Below are 18101 nucleotides of genomic sequence, written 5' to 3' on the forward strand. Positions count from 1 at the left end.
GAGGTAATTTTCAGGAAACTGGAAGATGCTTATCACTATTTTTCAAAAAATATTTTCCGGCAACAGAATGAACAAAATATTTTGGCGGAACAAATTCTGAGTTACGATAAAATGAAATTTTCTCTCCACCGTCTTCACCGCCCTCTTCTTCTTTTTTGCCTTCATCAGATTCAGGATCAATTACCTCTTCACCGGTCGGTTCAATCAGGTTTGGATTAAGATTATTTAACGAATCCTGAATTTCTTCTTCAGTTTTTACCGGAGTTATTTGCTTCAGTGAGTCGGCTTTAATTGAATCCGCAATTTGCTGCTGAATTAGTCTTAAAGAATCTTCAACTGCTCTTTTTATTCTTTCTTTTTCCTGCTTATAAAAATTCAGTTTGGGTCGTATTGCTCCTGCATAAACAGACGAAGGATATTTAACTAAAATCGTATCATATATAACTGCTGCAGAGTCCGGTTTCAACAGGTTATTCTCCAGTATCCATCCGGTTGCGTAAAGTGCTTTGGGTGCGTATTCCGAACCAGGATATGTTTTATAAATGTGCTGGAACTGTTTCAGTGATTCATTGTAACTGCTGTCATTCATTTTTGATTCCGCCGCAGCATAAAGATCTTTAGCCGGATCAAAATCAAGAACAATTAATGGTTTGTTCAACTGGTTTGCGGCAGCATTTACAATACTTTCACTTTTATAGTTTTCATAAATCTCGTTAAACAGACTATCTGCTTTTTCTTTTTCTTCTTTAGTCAGATAATAAGTTCCAAGGGCGTAAAGTGTTCCTGCCTGGTACTGAGTTCCGGGCAGATTAGTCAGTATATTATCATAGTAATAGTAAGCGGAATCGGCTCTTCTTAGTTCACCCAAAAACAGATTACCAAGTTCAAGCTGATCTTTTGCAAGCAGGGTTTTAATTGAATCCTCGGGAATATCCGGTCTTACCGGTTTATTCAATTTTGGTTTTTCAATTGTTGATGTAGTTTCCCCGGTAGTTGTAGAAATTTTTTCATCACCGCCGCGTTCGCGGGTCCTGTTACCAACTGTAGTGTTATTCTTTAGTGAATCCAGAGCCATAAGCTTTTTGAGTGAATCCGCTGCGAGTGAATCTATCTTTGTGCTGTCAACCAAAGAAGTATCAGCACCAAAAAAATCTTTAGGCATTTCAAACAAGTGTGATACATCTACATTCATTAATGAGTCTGCAATGTAGGCTAATGAATCCTGCACGTATGTCAGCGAATCCTGTGTATATACTTCCGGGTTTTTGAGGTAAAATAATTTTTTAGCGTTAAGATCAATTGCAGTTCTGAGTCCTGCATATTTTCTAAATAGTTTTGATTTTTCCTGTGCTAATGGTTTGTACTCATCCGAAATTGCAGAACCCGCGGCTTTTGTGTAATAAACAAGGGCACTGTCATAATTACTCAGCGTACTCTCATAAATGTTTCCAATTACATACCGTGCAATTCCTGAACTGGTTGAATTTGTGTAAGTTGAATCAACAATGTTCAACTGGTCTATTGCTTCATCAACACGATCAAGTTCATAAAGTGTGATACCTCTTTCAAGATCAATTATATCAAAGGCAATCGAGTATTTATCTTCATCTCTCATATATTCAAAAATCTCGAGTGACTTTTCAAGTTCTCCGCCTTCACGAAGAGCCATTCCTAACTGGATGTATGCGTCCTGTTCAATATCATATGAAGGAGAGTAATCAAAAACTTTTTCAAAAGATAAAATTGCATTAGGAGTATCATTTTCAATGAGATAAAGTTTACCCGCCTGGTAAACTATCTCTGCATTTATTTCATCGTCATCGGAGGTTTCAAGAAATTCATTTAAAAGAGTTAAAGCAGCAGGATTATTTTCATTGGCGATGAAGTAAACAATTTCCTCAATGTACGTCTCTTTAAGTATTTCATATTCTCCTTCATCTATAGCTTTTTTTCTAACAGATCTTAATGTCTCTAATCCTTTGTTTTCCTCCCTGAGTTTCATCTGAGATTTACCGATCCATAACTCTGTTTCAAGCAAGAGATCACTTTCGGTCTGAGTAGCAAGCAATTCCTGGAACTTGCGTATTCCCTTTAAATAATTTTTCTGATAATAAAAACTTTTCCCGATGATAAGAAGCGCATCATCAACATAATCGGATTCTGAACCGAACTGTAGAATCCTGGAACATTTCTCTACGACTTTATTAAGATTCGTATTTGCAGCGCCGGGAATTACAAGTTCAGTTGTAGCGAAAAGATCCCGCTTCTGCTCCTTGATTAGAGTTTCGGCTTCTTCAAAAAGCACCTTGGTGTTATAATAAACGTTGAAGTAAGTTGTGAAATTCGTCCAGAGGCTGCACCCGCTGAAGAAAAGAAGGAAAAGAATTAATGAATACTTTTTCAATTTTATTCGCTTTTTATTTACTGGCAAAACTATCAAAGATGCAATGAAAGCAAAAGTCAAAATAAATTACAGAGCCGCTTTACCCGATTCTTCGGTACGGATACGGATAACGTCACTTATATCGGAGATAAATATTTTACCATCACCAACCTGACCGGTTTTGGCAGAACGCAGAATTGCATCGACTACTTTTTCAACTTTGTTAGCTTCAACCACAACTTCAATTTTTATTTTGGGAATGAATTCAATCCGGTATTCACTTCCCCTGTAAGTTTCGGTATGACCTTTCTGTCTTCCGTATCCGCGCACTTCGGTAATTGTAAGCCCTTTGATGCCTTCTTCAATAAGTGCTTCTTTTACTTCATCAAGTTTAAAGGGTCGTATTATTGCTTCAATTTTTTTCATCTGTTTACCCTCTTACTTTCCATGACAGTTTTTATATTTTTTACCTGAGCCGCAGGGACAGGGATCGTTACGTCCGACTTTTTCTTCTACCTTTACAGGCTGTGCTTTACCCGCCACTTCGGGACTACCTTCGGCACGATTTGTTGATAGACCTATATTTGTCGCGCTTTGTTTGCTCTCCATAATTCTGCCGGATGAAGGTTTGCGTCTCGTTTGCATTTGTTCGGGAGCCTGCGGGAAGAATTTAAATGTAAATGATACAACTTCATTTCGAATCTGATCAAGAAGCTGAACAAAAAGTTTGAATGCTTCGGCTTTGTATTCAACAAGCGGATCTTTTTGTCCGTAAGCCCGCAGACCAATACCTTCTTTAAGGTCATCCATTTCACGGAGATGTTCTTTCCATTTATGGTCGATAACGCTTAGCGTTGCATAACGTTCAAGCCTTGCCATCAATTCCGAACCAAGCATCTCTTCTTTTTTCTGGTAGAAGGTTTTTGCTGATTCCAAAATCCTGTTTCTTACTCCGTCTTTACCAAGTGATTCAAATTCTTCAGCTTTAAGATCAACCTCAATCAGCAGGCTGTGGAGTAGTTCTTCTTTAATAATTTCTACTAGTACATCGTCAAAATTCTTTTCAACAATTTCTGTAACATACTCTTCAAGCAGACCAAATATTTCACTCTTTAACCTGTCGCCCTGAAGTGCTTTCTGTCTTCTTGAATAAATAACTTCTCTCTGCTGGTTCATGGTATCATCGTATTCGAGAAGTCTTTTTCTTATTGCGAAGTTATTCTCTTCAACTTTCTTTTGCGCACGTTCAACTGATTTCGTTATTAGAGGATGCTGAATAACTTCACCTTCTTTTAATCCCATTCTTTCCATAACAGAAGCGATACGGTCAGTACCAAATAATCTCATCAGATCATCTTCAAGCGATAAGAAAAATTTCGAAGTACCCGGATCTCCCTGTCTGCCTGAACGACCTCTTAACTGCCGGTCAATACGGCGTGATTCATGTCTTTCAGTACCAAGAATAAATAATCCGCCTTTATCCCTTACACCTGAACCGAGTTTTATATCGGTACCACGACCAGCCATATTTGTTGCGATAGTTACAGCACTAATTTCACCTGCGTGCGCTACAATATCAGCTTCACGCTGATGCTGCTTTGCGTTAAGAACATTGTGTGCAAGATTTTTTCGCTTCAACATTCTGCTGATTGTTTCTGAAACTTCAACTGAAGTCGTACCAACAAGTACCGGTCTGCCTTCTTTTCTCAGCTCTTCGATCTGTTCAATTACTGCATTATACTTTTCACGTTTGGTTTTATAAACTGCATCATCGTCGTCATTCCTTGTTATGGGTTTGTTTGTTGGAATAACAACAACTTCCAATTTATAAATCTGGAAGAACTCACCTTCTTCAGTTTCCGCGGTACCTGTCATTCCCGCAAGTTTGTGATACATCCTGAAATAATTCTGAAGTGTGATTGTTGCAAGAGTCTGAGAATCCCGTTCAACTTTTACATTTTCCTTAGCTTCAATTGCCTGGTGAAGTCCGTCTGAATATCTTCTTCCCGGCAGTACGCGACCTGTGAACTCATCAACGATTGCAATCTTACCTTCTTCGGTAATTACATACTCAACATCTTTTTCAAAAAGTGTATATGCTTTTAATAACTGGTGGATTGTGTGTATCCTGTCACTGCTTTCAGAGTACCTGTGATAAAGTACATCTTTCTTCTTCACTTTTTCTTCCTGGGTAAGCATCGGATCATTTTCAAACTTGCTAACTTCAGTTCCAAGATCAGGAAGTACGAAGAAATCTTTTTCCATTCCGCTACCTTTGGCAAGTTCTTCTCTTCCTTTTTCTGTTAAATCAATTGTGTTATTCTTCTCATCAATAACGAAATAAAGTTCGTCATCAATGATGTGCATGTTCTTTCCTTTTTCTCTCAGGTATTCAAGTTCAGTTGCCTGAAGCAGTTTTTTATAAGAAGGTTCACTTAATACTTTAGCGAGTTTGTTGCTCTTGGGCAAGCCGCGGTAGGCACGTAGCAACAGCACTCCCGCTTCATTCGTCTCACCGTCATTGTTAAGCATCGCCTCTGCTTCCTGTACAAATTTTGCCACAAGGTTTGTCTGCGCCCTGTGCAATCGCTCAACACGCGGTTTCATTTCGTCAAATCGCTGGTCATCCGTTTCAACCGGACCTGAAATGATAAGAGGGGTTCTGGCTTCATCAATAAGTACTGAGTCAACTTCATCCACAATCGCGTAATTGTGTTTTCTTTGAACACGACCTTCAAGATCAATTGCCATATTATCACGAAGGTAATCAAAGCCGAACTCGTTATTGGTTCCATAAGTAATGTCACAGTTGTAATGAACCTTTCGCTGGTCAGGACTCATAGTGTTGAGGATCACGCCGACTGTAAGATTATGGAACTTAAATATCTCTCCCATCCACTCGCTGTCACGGAGAGCGAGGTAATCATTGACAGTAACAAGATGAACGCCTCTTCCCGTCAAAGAGTTGAGATAAATCGGTAATGTAGCGACAAGCGTTTTACCTTCACCTGTAGCCATCTCTGCAATTTTTCCCTGGTGAAGAACAACACCGCCGATAAGCTGTACATCATAAGGAATCATTTCCCATGTAATTTTATTGCCGGCAACTGACCAGCTTTTACCGACTAATCTCTGACATGTTGACTTAACAACCGCAAATGCTTCCGGCAATAATTCGTCAAGAACTTCTTCATACTTTTCATTGAGTGCGTCTTCAAGAGCATCTACTTCATCATAAACCGCTTGCCTGTCAAACTCTTCATCGGACTGTAGTTTTGTTCGAAGTTCTTCAATCTGTTTTCTCAGTTCAGCAGTTTCATCAGTAATTTTTTGTTTGAACTCAACTGTTTTTCGTCGCAGTTCATCGTCACTAAGATCTTTTAACTTTTCATACTCTGCATTTATTTCATCAACTATTGGCCAGAGGAGTTTTAAATCTTTGCTATGTTTATCACCGAAAATTTTCTTTATAATTCCTAACATTTAAGAGGGTTCTCCGTTTGTAAATGGGTAGTAAAATTAACCATAGCGCCCATGAAATGCAATTTAAATAAGGGTGGGTGGAGATGACGGATGGAGACTTGTAGTGTGAATGAGTGAGTGGTTGAATTGGTGAATGCTTAAATATTTGAATAAGACAGCACTCACCTTTTGGACAGTGCACGCTTTCTAACAATAAACTAGTCAGAATGAAAATGTGATTTGTGAGATTGTACGACTTTCACCAAGTGATTCATGGCAGCTAAGGAAAGAATAGTTTCGTCATGAAAAGCTTCACGGAAAATAAAAACCGATATGAAGAAGCTAAAGTGGATTATTTTTTTTCATTATTAATACTCCTTCTGAGGAATTGTATGTAGCAGTTTTTTATTTTTTGTTAATGTTCTTTCCCAAAATGCATTTGACTCCACTGCTTTATGCAGCATAGTATTTTTAAATTTGTTCAAATCATTAATTTTTCTACTATCCATTTTGTATGTATACTGAACAGCCCAATAAGAATTTGGATTATTAAGAATTATTGAATCTAATTTTGTATTCATATCGTTTGAATACCATAAATATGAAAGAAAAAACAAATACTCAGAATTTTTTGATATTATTTTTGTACTTATTAGTCTATTAAATTCACGTTCAAACAATTCACTGTTTGTGTGCGATCGGGTTTTTAAGAAATCCTCTAGTTCATTTATTTGAGCATTAAAAACGTCATTAGGTTCTTTGACTGTTATGTACAATTCGTTCGATAAAATTGATTCATTTCTTAACGTGTCGCTTTCATTTATTATAAGACAGTCTCTAAACTTTAGCTGTACCCTGTATTTACCCGGTTTAAAGGAGTCAAAAAAAGGCCAATCCTTACCTAAATTGCCATAGCTCGAAGTAATATTACTAAAATGTATGATTTCTTCTTTAGGATTTAATCTAACCTCACGATCATTCTTTAAACCTGGATAACCTTCATGATGGTTTTTTAATTTTATTCCTGAATCGTTTTCTATTAAAAATTTTTGTTGGTTAGAAAATGTATATGTGAACACATAATCGGCATTTGATGAATTTGTTATTGATATCAAAACGATTATTGGTTCACCGGAAAAATATTCATTTTTCTCAGTACTTATCTGGATATTCAATTCTTGAGAATAATTATTTTTAAATAATAAGAGTAAAAATAATATCAGGATGTATTTGTTTAACATGGCAACTCCTTTCTAGATTGTGTAATCAAATGAACAAAAACTGTATTTATTATTTCTTCCAGCATCCTGTCGACTATAATTAAAATATGCGTAGTTATTATGATTGTAATAGGAAAGAAATTAACTAATGATACCCGTTCTCCTATTTTAATTTGTTGCAAATTAAAATTTGTTCACAATACATCACAACACAATTATCAATTATTAAGTTATTACAATTAAATTGTTATCCAGATTCATCAAACGTGTACCAATTCACTGTATTGTCAGTATCCACTTCCTGACAGAAACCTCACCAGAATGAATATGTGATTCGTGAGATTGCTTAACTGTCACGAAATGGTTCATGACAGCCGAGGAAACCTTTATATACTACTCTAACTTCCCAATCACACATGTATCGCTCCTACAATAATTTTTTAAAAGAAATTTTAATATTAGTTTTGCATCAACAAACTGAACCAGATAGTGCACAAAAGACAAAACAGATACAGATTATCAACCTCCTTCCAGGAAAATATTTTTCAGTTTTCATACGGTTATTTACCTCACGAAAAATTCACCGATGTTCTGAAGCTGTTCCAGTCAGAGACGGATAAACATTTTTTTACTTATGAATCAGAAGCAAACCTGCTGAGGATCATAAGCAATATGTTTGATAAAGCTTCGATGATAAGCGATTGTATCCGCTATCCGCATTATGCTGAGATACTTGCCGCGGCGGCTTCGAACAGCAATTACCTTACAGATATACTTGTCCGCAATCCCGAATTTTTCTATTCAATTGTAAATCCTTCTGAGCTTAAAAATCCGTTGGAAGAAGAAATATTCCTTCAAAAAATTAAAAGCAGGACTGACAGTTTAAAAAGTTTTCCTTCAAAACTTCACGCGTTAAGAACAATAAAACGAAATGAGATGTTAAAGATCGGGATGAAGGATATTCTGGGTCAGGATGATTTGAACAGCATTACATCACAACTAACTGTGCTTGCAAAAACTATTTCATCACACCTGTTTGAACTTTGTTATGAAGAAATAAAAACCCGTCGCGGAATTAAAAACTTAAAAAGTTCGTACTGCATTTTATCACTGGGTAAACTCGGCGGAAGAGAACTTAATTACAGTTCTGATATTGACCTTATAATTTTTTACGACAACAACCAGCAGTTGAGTGACACAAAAACTTATGAAGAATTCCTCACCGAAGTTACTCACCTTTTCATCGAAAGTATTTCATCACACTCAGCTGATGGTTTTTTGTACAGGGTTGATTTCAGGTTAAGACCGGATGGAAAAAATTCTCCGCTTTGCAGAAGTTTTAACGAGTACATAAATTATTACGAAAGTAAAGGTGAAGACTGGGAACGTCAAATGCTGATCAAAGCCGATCATCTTGGCGGCAGCAAAGATCTCTATCACCGTTTTATGAATTATCTGTCTGCTTTTATTTTTCCTTCGTCGTTCAGAATATCACCTACTGAACAGATAAAAAAACTTAAGTTCAATATTGAAAAAAATATCGGCAATGTTGAAAATATAAAATTGCAGTCAGGCGGAATACGGGATATAGAATTTTCTGTACAGGCTTTGCAGTTACTTAACGGCGGAAGAATTAAATCGCTAAGAACAGGACACACTCTTAATGCGATTGAAGTTTTAGAAAAGGAAAAACTACTCACATCAAAAGAAGCAGAAACATTTTCATCAAGTTATAAACTGTACAGGAAGATTGAACACTTTCTACAATTAATGAATGATAAGCAGACACACACAATTCCCTCCGAAGGTGAACTGTTGAATAAACTCGTTCATTATTGCGGATATAAGGATGAAGCTTCTTTCAGAAGAGATTTAGACGCTAAGAAAAAACAGGTACAGAAAATTTATAATTCAATTATCGGCATTGAAAAAGAGCAACAAAATATTTCAGATATATCATCAATAAGATTTACGAATAAATCCAAAGCACTGACTGATCTGAACTTTCTCCGCGACGGCAAAGGACTTTTCGGCAATAAACAGTTCGGTGTCTCTACTATTGAATCATTCGAAGCAGTTGAAAAATCTTTAATTGAATATTTAAACGGAAGTGGGCAGCCGGATTTAATTCTATACAACTTCGCAAGGATCATAAGAAGCAGCAGAATACCTTCAATCTGGTATAAAGCTTTCAGGGATAAAAAATTATTTTTTTCTTTCCTTAAGGTTTGTGTGGTTTCGCAAAAGTCTGCGGATATGCTTTCATCGAAAGAAGAGCTGCAGGAATTTTTTCTTACAAAAAAAGTATTTGAAAAGATCAGTGAAAAATCACTCGCTAATTATACTCCCGAACAATTGTTGTTTGTTTTGTCCGTCGGTTTTGCGCTCGACAAAATCAATGCTGACAAAATTTCAAAACATCTTTCAGGTTATTATTCAGCCAAAATTATCACCAAAAGTAAATCACTGATCGAACCGAAGCTTTCATCTGATAAATTTTTTATTGCATCACTCGGAAGCCTTGGTACTACTGAAATGAATTTTAATTCTGATATTGATTTGTTATTCGTTACGGATAAATTCCCTTCACGAATTAATACGGAAAAAATATTCAATAATTTTTTATCCGCACTAAAGACTGATCTCTTCCCTGTTGAAGTTGATTGCAGGCTTAAACCGGAAGGTAAAAATAGTCCGGTTGTTTTGACAATCGAGCAGTATAACAAGTACCTTTCTGACCGGGTGCGCGTTTGGGAACTGCAGGCGTTGACTAAAATTAATTTCTTGTACGGAAGTAAAGCTTTATTTAAAGATTTTATTTCTCTTGTTGAAAAAAGAATTAAAATAGAATCATCTGACTCAATCAAAACTGCAATCATAGAGATGAGGAAGAAAGTAATTTCATCCGGAATTTCTTCCGGTAAAAATTATAATATCAAAAAAGGCACCGGAGGTATTGTCGATATTGAATTTTTAATCCAGTTTTTCATACTTTGCCAGCCGGTTTTATACAAGAAAAATTACGGGAAAAATGTTATCAGGATGATTGATTCAATTGAAGAAAAAATAATTTCGCCTGAAGATAAAATTGTAGTGAAGCAAAATTATTTATTCCTGAAAAACCTTTTGATGACAAACCAGAATTTATTTAACACAAGAAATAATATTGTAAGCGGAGATCCGCATAAACTTTCACAGCTTGCTTCTTGTTTGCAGTATGAATCAGGACAAAAGTTAAATGTTCACATTGATTCCGTGTTCAAACAAAATAAAAACCTTTTCGAAAAATATGTGATGAGGGACTAACTTGAATTTCCTTAAAAAATATTATCCTGCTTTGACCGGACTTTTCGTTTTCATAGTTTATCTTTCAACACTTGCGCCTACTGTTGTTCAGATAGATTCGGGAGAACTTTCAACAGTTCAGCTTATGCCCGGAGTTGCGCATCCCACAGGTTATCCTTTGTTCACAATTACTGGTTATCTTTTTTCACTTATTCCACTGCCGTTCACAAAAATTTACCAGATGAATTTGCTTGCTGCAATCTGGTGTGCGCTTGGTGTTATCGTTTTTGTTTCAACAGCGAGAATGATATTAACAAATATTGATTCATTTAAATCAGCAAAAAAAGAAATCGCAAAAAAGATTTCGAAAAAAGATAAGAAGCTAAAACAGGTAGTTGAAACTCCGGCAGTAGTTATAGAAAAACTTCCGGAGATAATTGTTATACTCGCTTCGGTAGCAGGCGGACTTATGCTCGCATTCAGCAAAACATATTGGTTTCAAAGCACTTCTGTTGAAGTGTATTCACTGCATGTTTTTCTCATTTTACTTGTAATTTATTTTCTGCTGAAGGCTTTCATAGTCAAAAGTGATTCATTTTCAATTTCATTAAAAAACTACTGGATATTGTTTGCCTTAATGTTAGCACTTTCATTCAGCAATCATTTAACAACATTGCTTATTCTTCCGGCAGTTGCGGTAATTTATTTCAACAAGTATGGATTTAATAAAACTTCATTCCGGCAAATTGGAATTATGTTATTGTTCTTTTTCCCGATGCTGATTCTTCTTTACTCTTACCTTCCATTAATGGCATCGCAACAACCTTTAATTAACTGGGGCAATCCAATTGACTTGGAAAGAATTTTGCGTCACATATCCGGCAAACAATACCAGGGCTGGCTATTCTCTTCGACTGAGTCAGCAAAAAAACAGCTAACATATTTTATAGAAAATCTGCCTGTTGAATTTTTCATATCACTGATTTTAGCAGCAGCAGGTTTGATTTATTCATTTATGAAAGTCAGAAAACTTTTTTACTTCCTAACTACAGCATTTGTATTTACAGTTTTGTACTCAATCAATTATGATATAAATGATATTGATGCTTACTTCCTTCTTGCATTTATCTCAGTTGCGTTCTTCTGTGTTGCAGGTGTTTTATGGTTGTTTTCATTGCTAAATACAGTCAAAAGCCCGGCAATGGTTACATCAATTGTTGTTATAATTTTAGTTGGTGTTCAGGCTTATACAAATTATGGTAAGGCTGATCAAAGTCAAACTTATGTGTTTGAAGATTACACAAGAGCAGTTGTAAACAGCGTTGAACCGAATTCAATTATCTTCAGTTACCAGTGGGATTATTTTATTTCACCTGCGTACTATCTTCAATATATTGAAGGCTTCAGGAAAGATGTGATCATTGTCGATAAAGAATTGTTGAGAAGATCATGGTATTACAACCAGTTACAAACCCAGCATCCTGATCTGTTAGATAATATGCAGCCGGATGTTACACAATTCCTTAAAGCGCTTGAACCATTTGAACGAAGCGAAACTTATGATGCAAATCTTCTTGAGAATTTATTCAGAAGAATAATGACCGACCTTGTAGCGACAAATATTGAAAAGAGAAATTTTTATATCGCTCCCGAAGTTCTTGAGAATGAAATGAAACGGGGCGAGTTCACTTTGCCGAAAGGTTATACGATTGTGCCTGATTTGTTTTTCTTTAAAGTAGTAAAAACACAAGATTATCATGAAGCGCCCGAACCTGATTACACACTACGTTTCCCTGAAAACAGGAACTACTATATAGACTCAATTGAGAAATTTGCAGGATCAATGCTGGCAAGAAGGGCTTTATATGAAATGGAGTTTGACAAATTAGAAAAGGCAAGATTGTATCTCGGCAAGCTTAAAAGGGAATTCCCTCACTACAACATTCCGCAGTCACTGCAGGATGCAATATTAAATTAATTATTCTGCAGCGTCAAGCAGATCTTCTTTTCGTTCCTTTGATAATTCTGATTCGGTGAGGAATGATTGAAGTGTAACATCCATTTGTTGTATTAGTGTCCGCTTAAAATATTTTGGTGCGAATACCGAACCATCAAGCATATAAACTCTGCGCGTCTTTTCATCATAAAATGTGTAATTGATGAAGGGACCACCCATTCCTTTAATATTAAGATCCCATAAGCCCTGTGTCAGTATCGCGTATCTCCCGTTAAAGTTCACTTCAGATGTTGAGAAATAATCATTCGCAATTACAACATAAGAACTGTCATCAGAGGTCTTGTAAAATTCTTTCGTAACCCTGTCGCGTATTATTTTTATTGAATCACCATTTAGATACTCCGGGGTTGCATTGTCAATCCAGTGAACGAATATCCATCTTTCCATATCACTGTTTGGCGAACGTCTTAACCAAACGAAGTTTTCGTCAGGTCTTTTTAAGGCTAACTGAAAATCTGCCTGTACATAGATGATCCAGCCAAAGTCACGGAGAAGTTTTCCCTCAACATCTTTTTTCTCATAACGTGAATTATAAAGGCTCTCAAACAATCTTTCATCTGACTTTTTTTGATAAGCGTAAAGTATGTTGTCTTTATTTTTTAGGATTTTGAATTCGAGTTCCTGCATTGAAGGTGCCGAAAGAACTGTTACAAGCTGACCTTTAGCCCATAAGTCATATTTTTTTACAAGAAGATCAGGGTCGGTGTTCAACTGGTTTTGAACTAATGTATCAACTACTTTCCCGATAAACTTAGACGTATTTGAATTACTGTTAAGCGGTGCAGCGATTACAATGTTCTTTCTGTTTTTATATTTCTCAATCTCGTTGACACTTATTCTTTTAAGCAGAAATAATTTTTCCGGTTGAGGTGTAAAAATCTCTTTCTCAAATGTTGTCTGCAATGCTGTTTTAAGTTCTTCGTATTCAACGGAATCGGCAACGACAAATATTTCGTCTTCAGGACCGCGGGCAGGCTTGTTGCTGCTGTCACAACCGGCAGTCAGCAATACTGCTAAAAGAAAGAGAACTACTTTAATAAAATTTTTATTCATAAATCACCTTGGTACATTTTGCAGAACAAGTTGAACTTCAGGGAGAAATGCGCCGTACAACAGCCACATTGTTATACCAATTGAGATTGGTATTGTCAGGTTATCATCCGCAAATCCAAACGAAAGATTTTCAGCCAGTGTACCGATTAATGCTGCAAAAATTCCTATCCCATATTCAACCATTCTGCCGTCAATTTTGGGAGTAAATAAAACTACAATGCTTGCACTAACAAAAAATGTTAAAGTTCCTTCAAGACTTTTGGAAAGAAATTTATGTTTACCAAATTTTCTTCCAATTAATGCCGCGAGTGAATCACTGATAATAAGTATCGCAAATGCTGTTATAAAAATTACTTTAGGGAAAACAATAACACCTATCAATGCGGAAAGAAGTACGTATGTAGCGCCGTTAAGATTTTTTTTGCGGGAATCGACTTCATGTCTTCTCAATAAAAAGCCAAATATTTTATAAAATAATTTGCCAAAACCCGAAGAGAAGTATCTGCTTAGATCAATAATAAGCGCAAGAAATGTAAGAACACTCAGAATGATGATTGCGGATTCTTTAGTAATAAAGTAATAAACAATTGGAATGGACAGTGAACAAAGATGAATCAGCTTACGGACTAATTCATCTTTGTAGTGTATAGTTCCGTTGTCAGTTGGATTCATCTTTAGAAGCAGATTCCTTAGCTTTTTTCTGTTCCAGCAGCTTCTTCACATGATCGGGCATTTCGCTGCCGCCTTCACCGGATGTTCCATTCTTTTTTAATGGAGGAAGTTCTTCGCCTTTAACCAGTTGATCTATTTCTGATCCATCAAGTATTTCCCTCTCAAGAAGTTCAAGGGAAAGTTTGTGAAGCAGTTCCATATTATCTCTTAAAATCTTCTCTGACCTGTGCATGGCATCACTAACTATTCTTCTTACTTCATCATCAATTTCGATTGCAGTTTTTTCACTGTAATCCCTGTGACTCTGAATCTCACGACCTAAAAAGATTTCTTCTTTTTTAGCGCCATAACTTAGCGGACCAAGTTTATCACTCATTCCCCATTCACAAACCATTTTCCTGGCTATGCCTGTCGCTTTTTCAATATCATTTCCGGCGCCGGTGGTGTAATGATTAAAAACGATTTTCTCCGCAGCACGACCACCTAATGCGTATGTGATTATGGATTCAAGATATTCTTTTGAGTAAGTATGTTTTTCATCAATCGGCAAATAACTTGTAACACCAAGCGCTCTTCCTCTTGGAATGATAGTTACTTTATGCACGGGATCAGCATCAGGCAACATTCGTGCAACAAGAACATGTCCAATTTCATGGTAAGCCGTTATTTTTTTCTCTTCCTCAGAGATTATCATACTTTTTCTTTCCATTCCCATCATTACTTTATCTTTTGCTTCTTCAAAATCTACCATCTCAACTTTTTTCTTATTCTTTCTGGCAGCTAATAATGCAGCTTCATTAACAAGATTAGCTAATTCAGCGCCTGCAAGTCCGGGAGTGCCTTTAGCTAATGTATCCAGCTTAACATTTTCCTCAAGAGGAATATTTCTTGTATGAACTTTTAAAATACCTTCACGACCTTTAACATCAGGACGATCTACAACTACCTGTCTGTCAAATCTTCCCGGTCTTAATAAAGCAGGATCAAGTACATCAGGACGGTTTGTTGCTGCGATAATTATTACGCCACTGTTTTGTTCAAAGCCATCCATTTCGACAAGAAGCTGATTTAAAGTTTGTTCACGTTCATCGTGACCGCCGCCTAATCCCGCGCCGCGGTGTCTTCCTACAGCATCAATTTCATCAATGAATATTATACATGGTGCATTCTTTTTACCCTGGTCAAAAAGATCGCGCACGCGACTTGCACCAACACCGACAAACATTTCAACAAAGTCAGCACCACTTATTGAAAAGAAAGGTACACCTGCTTCTCCGGCAACTGCACGGGCTAAAAGAGTTTTACCGGTTCCCGGAGGTCCTAATAACAAAACACCTCTGGGGATTTTGCCGCCAAGTTTTTGAAACTTTGATGGCTCTTTTAGAAATTCTATTATCTCTTCAAGCTCAAGTTTTGCTTCATCAGCACCGGCAACATCACGGAAAGTAATTTTTTGTCCCGACTGTGTAATAAGTTTTGCTTTACTTTTTCCGAATGAAAATATTCCTCTTGTACCGCCGCTGCCGCCCTGCATTCGCCGCATGATGATTATCCATACAGCAATAATTAATATCCACGGAATAAAACTGACAAGTACGTTTAACCATTCATTGGATTCTTTATCGAATGAATATTTTATCCCTTTAGCTTTCCATATAGCTTCCTGATCTTTAATAATCGGTTCAGGAAGATAAACCATCACATCACTTACAGGAGTTAACGCACCATTTATTTCCAGTTTTTCTTCTGAGCGAAGCTTTGCTTTAAAGTGATAATCATTAAAATCCGATTTGACTATTGTAGCGCTTTCAATTTTATCTTCTGAGACTAACTTTTCATACTGGATATAAGATATTTCTGTGAAGGTTTGTGACCCTGTTCTAAAAACCTGAAGTACTATCACCGCAGCAACAATAACTGCACCCCATCCGAATACAAGACGAATTACTTTTGACCAGTCGAAATTATCATCAGGTTTATTCTGATTTCCATTTCCTCCTGATCTCTTATTTGATGAATTATTGTTGTTATCAGCCATAAAAAATTTTCTGTTATTTAACTCCATTATTTATTTTGCTCCGTCATTCGCTAAAACATATATCGATCTTAAATTTCGGTACTTTTGTGCATAGTCCAAGCCGTAGCCGATAATGAATTTGCTTGGAATATTAAATCCAATATAATCAATTTTGACATTATATTTCAGACTATTTGGCTTACATAGCAGCGATACTACCTTCATGCTTGTTGGTGTATGCTTTGTAAACAATTCTTCTATGTATTTAACCGAGAGTCCTGAATCAACAATATCCTCAACGATGATTATATCCCTTCCGGTAACATCACAGTTCAGTTCTTTTAATAATTTTATTTTGCCTGATGATATTTTTTCATCTCCATAACTTGATAACTTAAAAAAATCAATTTCACAATCAATTGATATATTTTTTATCAGATCGGACATAAAAATAAATGAACCGTTCAATACACCGATAAAAACCGGAGTCTTACCCCTGTATTCATCCGATATCTGCTTACCAAGTTCTGTAATCCGTTTTTGTATTACACTTTCATCCAAAAATTTTTCAAAGATCTCATCACCAACTACTACTTTTTCAGGTGAATTGGAAATTATTTCAGACATAATTGTACGACCTTTTTAGTTTTGGATGTTATGCGAAACCGGTCATCTATTCTGTGACCGACAACCCAGATTATATTGTTATTATTCAACAGCAAAAGTTTTGCGGATTTTTCGGAAGCAGGAATTTTTATTTCATTCAGATAATCAGAAATCTTTTTTGTCCCTTTCATACCAAAAGGTCTGAATGAATCACCTTCTTTCCATTTTCGTAAGATGAAAACATTATTCAGATTTCCTGCGTCAATATATTCAGTTGAACCATCAAGCGAAAATATTTTAGGGATATTTTTTACTTCCTTCACTTCTAATAGTTTATTTCCTATCTGAATACTTTGGTTTAAGTTTATCTTAAGGTTCTTCTGCTCAACATTGCCATCAGTCCTTTTGCTGATTACAATTTCCTCCCGCTCGCGAATTGCGGATAGTTTCTCAGATAAATGTGTCTGACGGGATACTTCGCTATCAATCAACTTTAGGACAGATAGTATATCGTTGTAACTTAACTGAATTTCGAACTTCGAATGAACTGCCCTCATCAATAGCTCAGGTAAAATTCTGTGGTCAAGTTTATTAATATCCTTAATCTTTAATTTTACAAATGAATCACCAATTAAAAAATATTTTTGAGCTTTGTTTAATTGATCATCTATAAATTCAAGATAATTTCTGAAAACCTGTGTGGAGCGCAGTACAGCTTCATCAAGATTAGGATTTAACTTTTTCCTTATTGAAGGGACTATTTCATTTCTTATAAAATTTCTTTTGTAACGGGAATCAAAATTTGATTTATCTGTTCTGAATGAAAATTTGTTTCGCTTCAGGTATTCAATTATCTCCTGCTTTCTTAAACATAAAATTGGACGGATTATTTTTCCTCTTACTACCGGAATGCCTGATATTCCCCTCAATCCCGTTCCCTTAATGAGGTTGAGTAAAACTGTTTCCGTGTTATCATCGCTTATATGAGCAGTTGCAATTTTATTATAGTTATGGAACCTGGCTGTTTTTTCAAGCTCCTCATAGCGAACTATTCTTCCTGTTTCTTCCACAGAAGTTTTATTCTGTTTTGCTAACTCAGCAATTTTTTTTTCTGAATCATAGAAAGGAATTCCTGAAGAGTCACACAGTTCGCCGCAAAACCTGGCATCTTCATCAGACTCTTTCTTTCTTAACAAATGATTCAGGTGAAAAGCTGCGACAGTAATAGAATATTTCTTACTGAATTTTATAAGAAAATTTAAAAGGAAAACAGAATCCGGTCCGCCGCTCAATGCAACAAGAACGCGGTCGTTTTTAGAGAGCAGTTTTTTTTCATCAATAAATGAAATTACTTTCTGCTCAATTCTTTTTGTGGGGTTCATCTGA

11 protein-coding genes are annotated in these 18101 nt (G+C 36.1%); 2 read left to right on the forward strand and 9 right to left on the reverse strand.

The genetic code is table 11. The features are described 5' to 3' along the window. Nucleotides 1–10: 10 nt before the first annotated feature. The 4 genes from IPM56_12555 to IPM56_12570 form a co-directional block, all read right to left on the reverse strand. Complete coding sequence (locus IPM56_12555) at nucleotides 11–2404, reverse strand: hypothetical protein (protein QQS35081.1); 2394 nt, start codon at nucleotides 2402–2404, stop codon at nucleotides 11–13. A gap of 66 nt (nucleotides 2405–2470) precedes the next feature. Continuing rightward, nucleotides 2471–2809: a P-II family nitrogen regulator gene (locus tag IPM56_12560; GenBank protein ID QQS35082.1), complete on the reverse strand. Its 339-nt coding sequence runs from the start codon at nucleotides 2807–2809 to the stop codon at nucleotides 2471–2473. Between the two features lie 12 nt (nucleotides 2810–2821). Then, nucleotides 2822–5866, reverse strand: a complete 3045-nt coding sequence (gene secA / locus IPM56_12565) for a preprotein translocase subunit SecA (GenBank protein QQS35083.1) — start codon at nucleotides 5864–5866, stop codon at nucleotides 2822–2824. A gap of 347 nt (nucleotides 5867–6213) precedes the next feature. Continuing rightward, a complete protein-coding gene (locus IPM56_12570) occupies nucleotides 6214–7086 on the reverse strand; it encodes a hypothetical protein (GenBank protein ID QQS35084.1) in 873 nt (290 codons plus the stop codon). A 468-nt stretch (nucleotides 7087–7554) separates the two neighbouring features. Here IPM56_12570 and IPM56_12575 point away from each other — a divergent pair, with 468 nt between their 5' ends. Continuing rightward, complete coding sequence (locus IPM56_12575) at nucleotides 7555–10371, forward strand: hypothetical protein (protein ID QQS35085.1); 2817 nt, start codon at nucleotides 7555–7557, stop codon at nucleotides 10369–10371. A gap of 1 nt (nucleotide 10372) precedes the next feature. Further along, nucleotides 10373–12328 carry a DUF2723 domain-containing protein gene (locus IPM56_12580; GenBank protein ID QQS35086.1) on the forward strand — a complete coding sequence of 652 codons (1956 nt, stop codon included), beginning with the start codon at nucleotides 10373–10375 and terminating at the stop codon, nucleotides 12326–12328. On the opposite strand, the gene IPM56_12585 is transcribed toward IPM56_12580, so the two are convergent. From IPM56_12585 to tilS, 5 genes are read right to left on the reverse strand one after another with little or no spacing between them, the layout of a single operon-like run. Beyond that, a complete protein-coding gene (locus IPM56_12585; protein ID QQS35087.1) occupies nucleotides 12329–13420 on the reverse strand; it encodes a DUF4837 family protein in 1092 nt (363 codons plus the stop codon). It abuts the gene before it with no gap. Nucleotides 13421–13423: 3 nt separating this feature from the next. Continuing rightward, nucleotides 13424–14092 (reverse strand): dolichol kinase, encoded by a 669-nt coding sequence (locus tag IPM56_12590; GenBank protein QQS35088.1) that lies wholly within the window; start codon nucleotides 14090–14092, stop codon nucleotides 13424–13426. Beyond that, nucleotides 14079–16157 carry an ATP-dependent zinc metalloprotease FtsH gene (gene ftsH, locus IPM56_12595; GenBank protein ID QQS35089.1) on the reverse strand — a complete coding sequence of 693 codons (2079 nt, stop codon included), beginning with the start codon at nucleotides 16155–16157 and terminating at the stop codon, nucleotides 14079–14081. The genes IPM56_12590 and ftsH overlap by 14 nt, the downstream gene beginning before the upstream one ends. A 3-nt stretch (nucleotides 16158–16160) precedes the next feature. Beyond that, entirely contained in the window at nucleotides 16161–16736 is a 576-nt protein-coding gene (hpt, locus tag IPM56_12600; protein ID QQS35090.1) for a hypoxanthine phosphoribosyltransferase, read from the reverse strand. Then, nucleotides 16724–18097, reverse strand: coding sequence for a tRNA lysidine(34) synthetase TilS (tilS, locus tag IPM56_12605; GenBank protein ID QQS35091.1), 1374 nt, complete (start codon nucleotides 18095–18097; stop codon nucleotides 16724–16726). The genes hpt and tilS overlap by 13 nt, the downstream gene beginning before the upstream one ends. Between the last annotated feature and the right edge of the window lie 4 nt (nucleotides 18098–18101).

This window comes from Ignavibacteriales bacterium, assembly GCA_016700155.1.
GTDB lineage: Bacteria > Bacteroidota > Ignavibacteria > Ignavibacteriales > Ignavibacteriaceae.

What these genes read in the sequence shown, in the direction of transcription:
- IPM56_12560 (QQS35082.1), bottom strand. Translation starts at nt 2,809, where the DNA reads ATGAAAAAAATTGAAGCAATAATACGACCCTTTAAACTTGATGAAGTA.
- secA (QQS35083.1), bottom strand. Translation starts at nt 5,866, where the DNA reads ATGTTAGGAATTATAAAGAAAATTTTCGGTGATAAACATAGCAAAGAT.
- IPM56_12570 (QQS35084.1), bottom strand. Translation starts at nt 7,086, where the DNA reads ATGTTAAACAAATACATCCTGATATTATTTTTACTCTTATTATTTAAA.
- IPM56_12585 (QQS35087.1), bottom strand. Translation starts at nt 13,420, where the DNA reads ATGAATAAAAATTTTATTAAAGTAGTTCTCTTTCTTTTAGCAGTATTG.
- IPM56_12590 (QQS35088.1), bottom strand. Translation starts at nt 14,092, where the DNA reads ATGAATCCAACTGACAACGGAACTATACACTACAAAGATGAATTAGTC.
- ftsH (QQS35089.1), bottom strand. Translation starts at nt 16,157, where the DNA reads ATGGAGTTAAATAACAGAAAATTTTTTATGGCTGATAACAACAATAAT.
- hpt (QQS35090.1), bottom strand. Translation starts at nt 16,736, where the DNA reads ATGTCTGAAATAATTTCCAATTCACCTGAAAAAGTAGTAGTTGGTGAT.
- tilS (QQS35091.1), bottom strand. Translation starts at nt 18,097, where the DNA reads ATGAACCCCACAAAAAGAATTGAGCAGAAAGTAATTTCATTTATTGAT.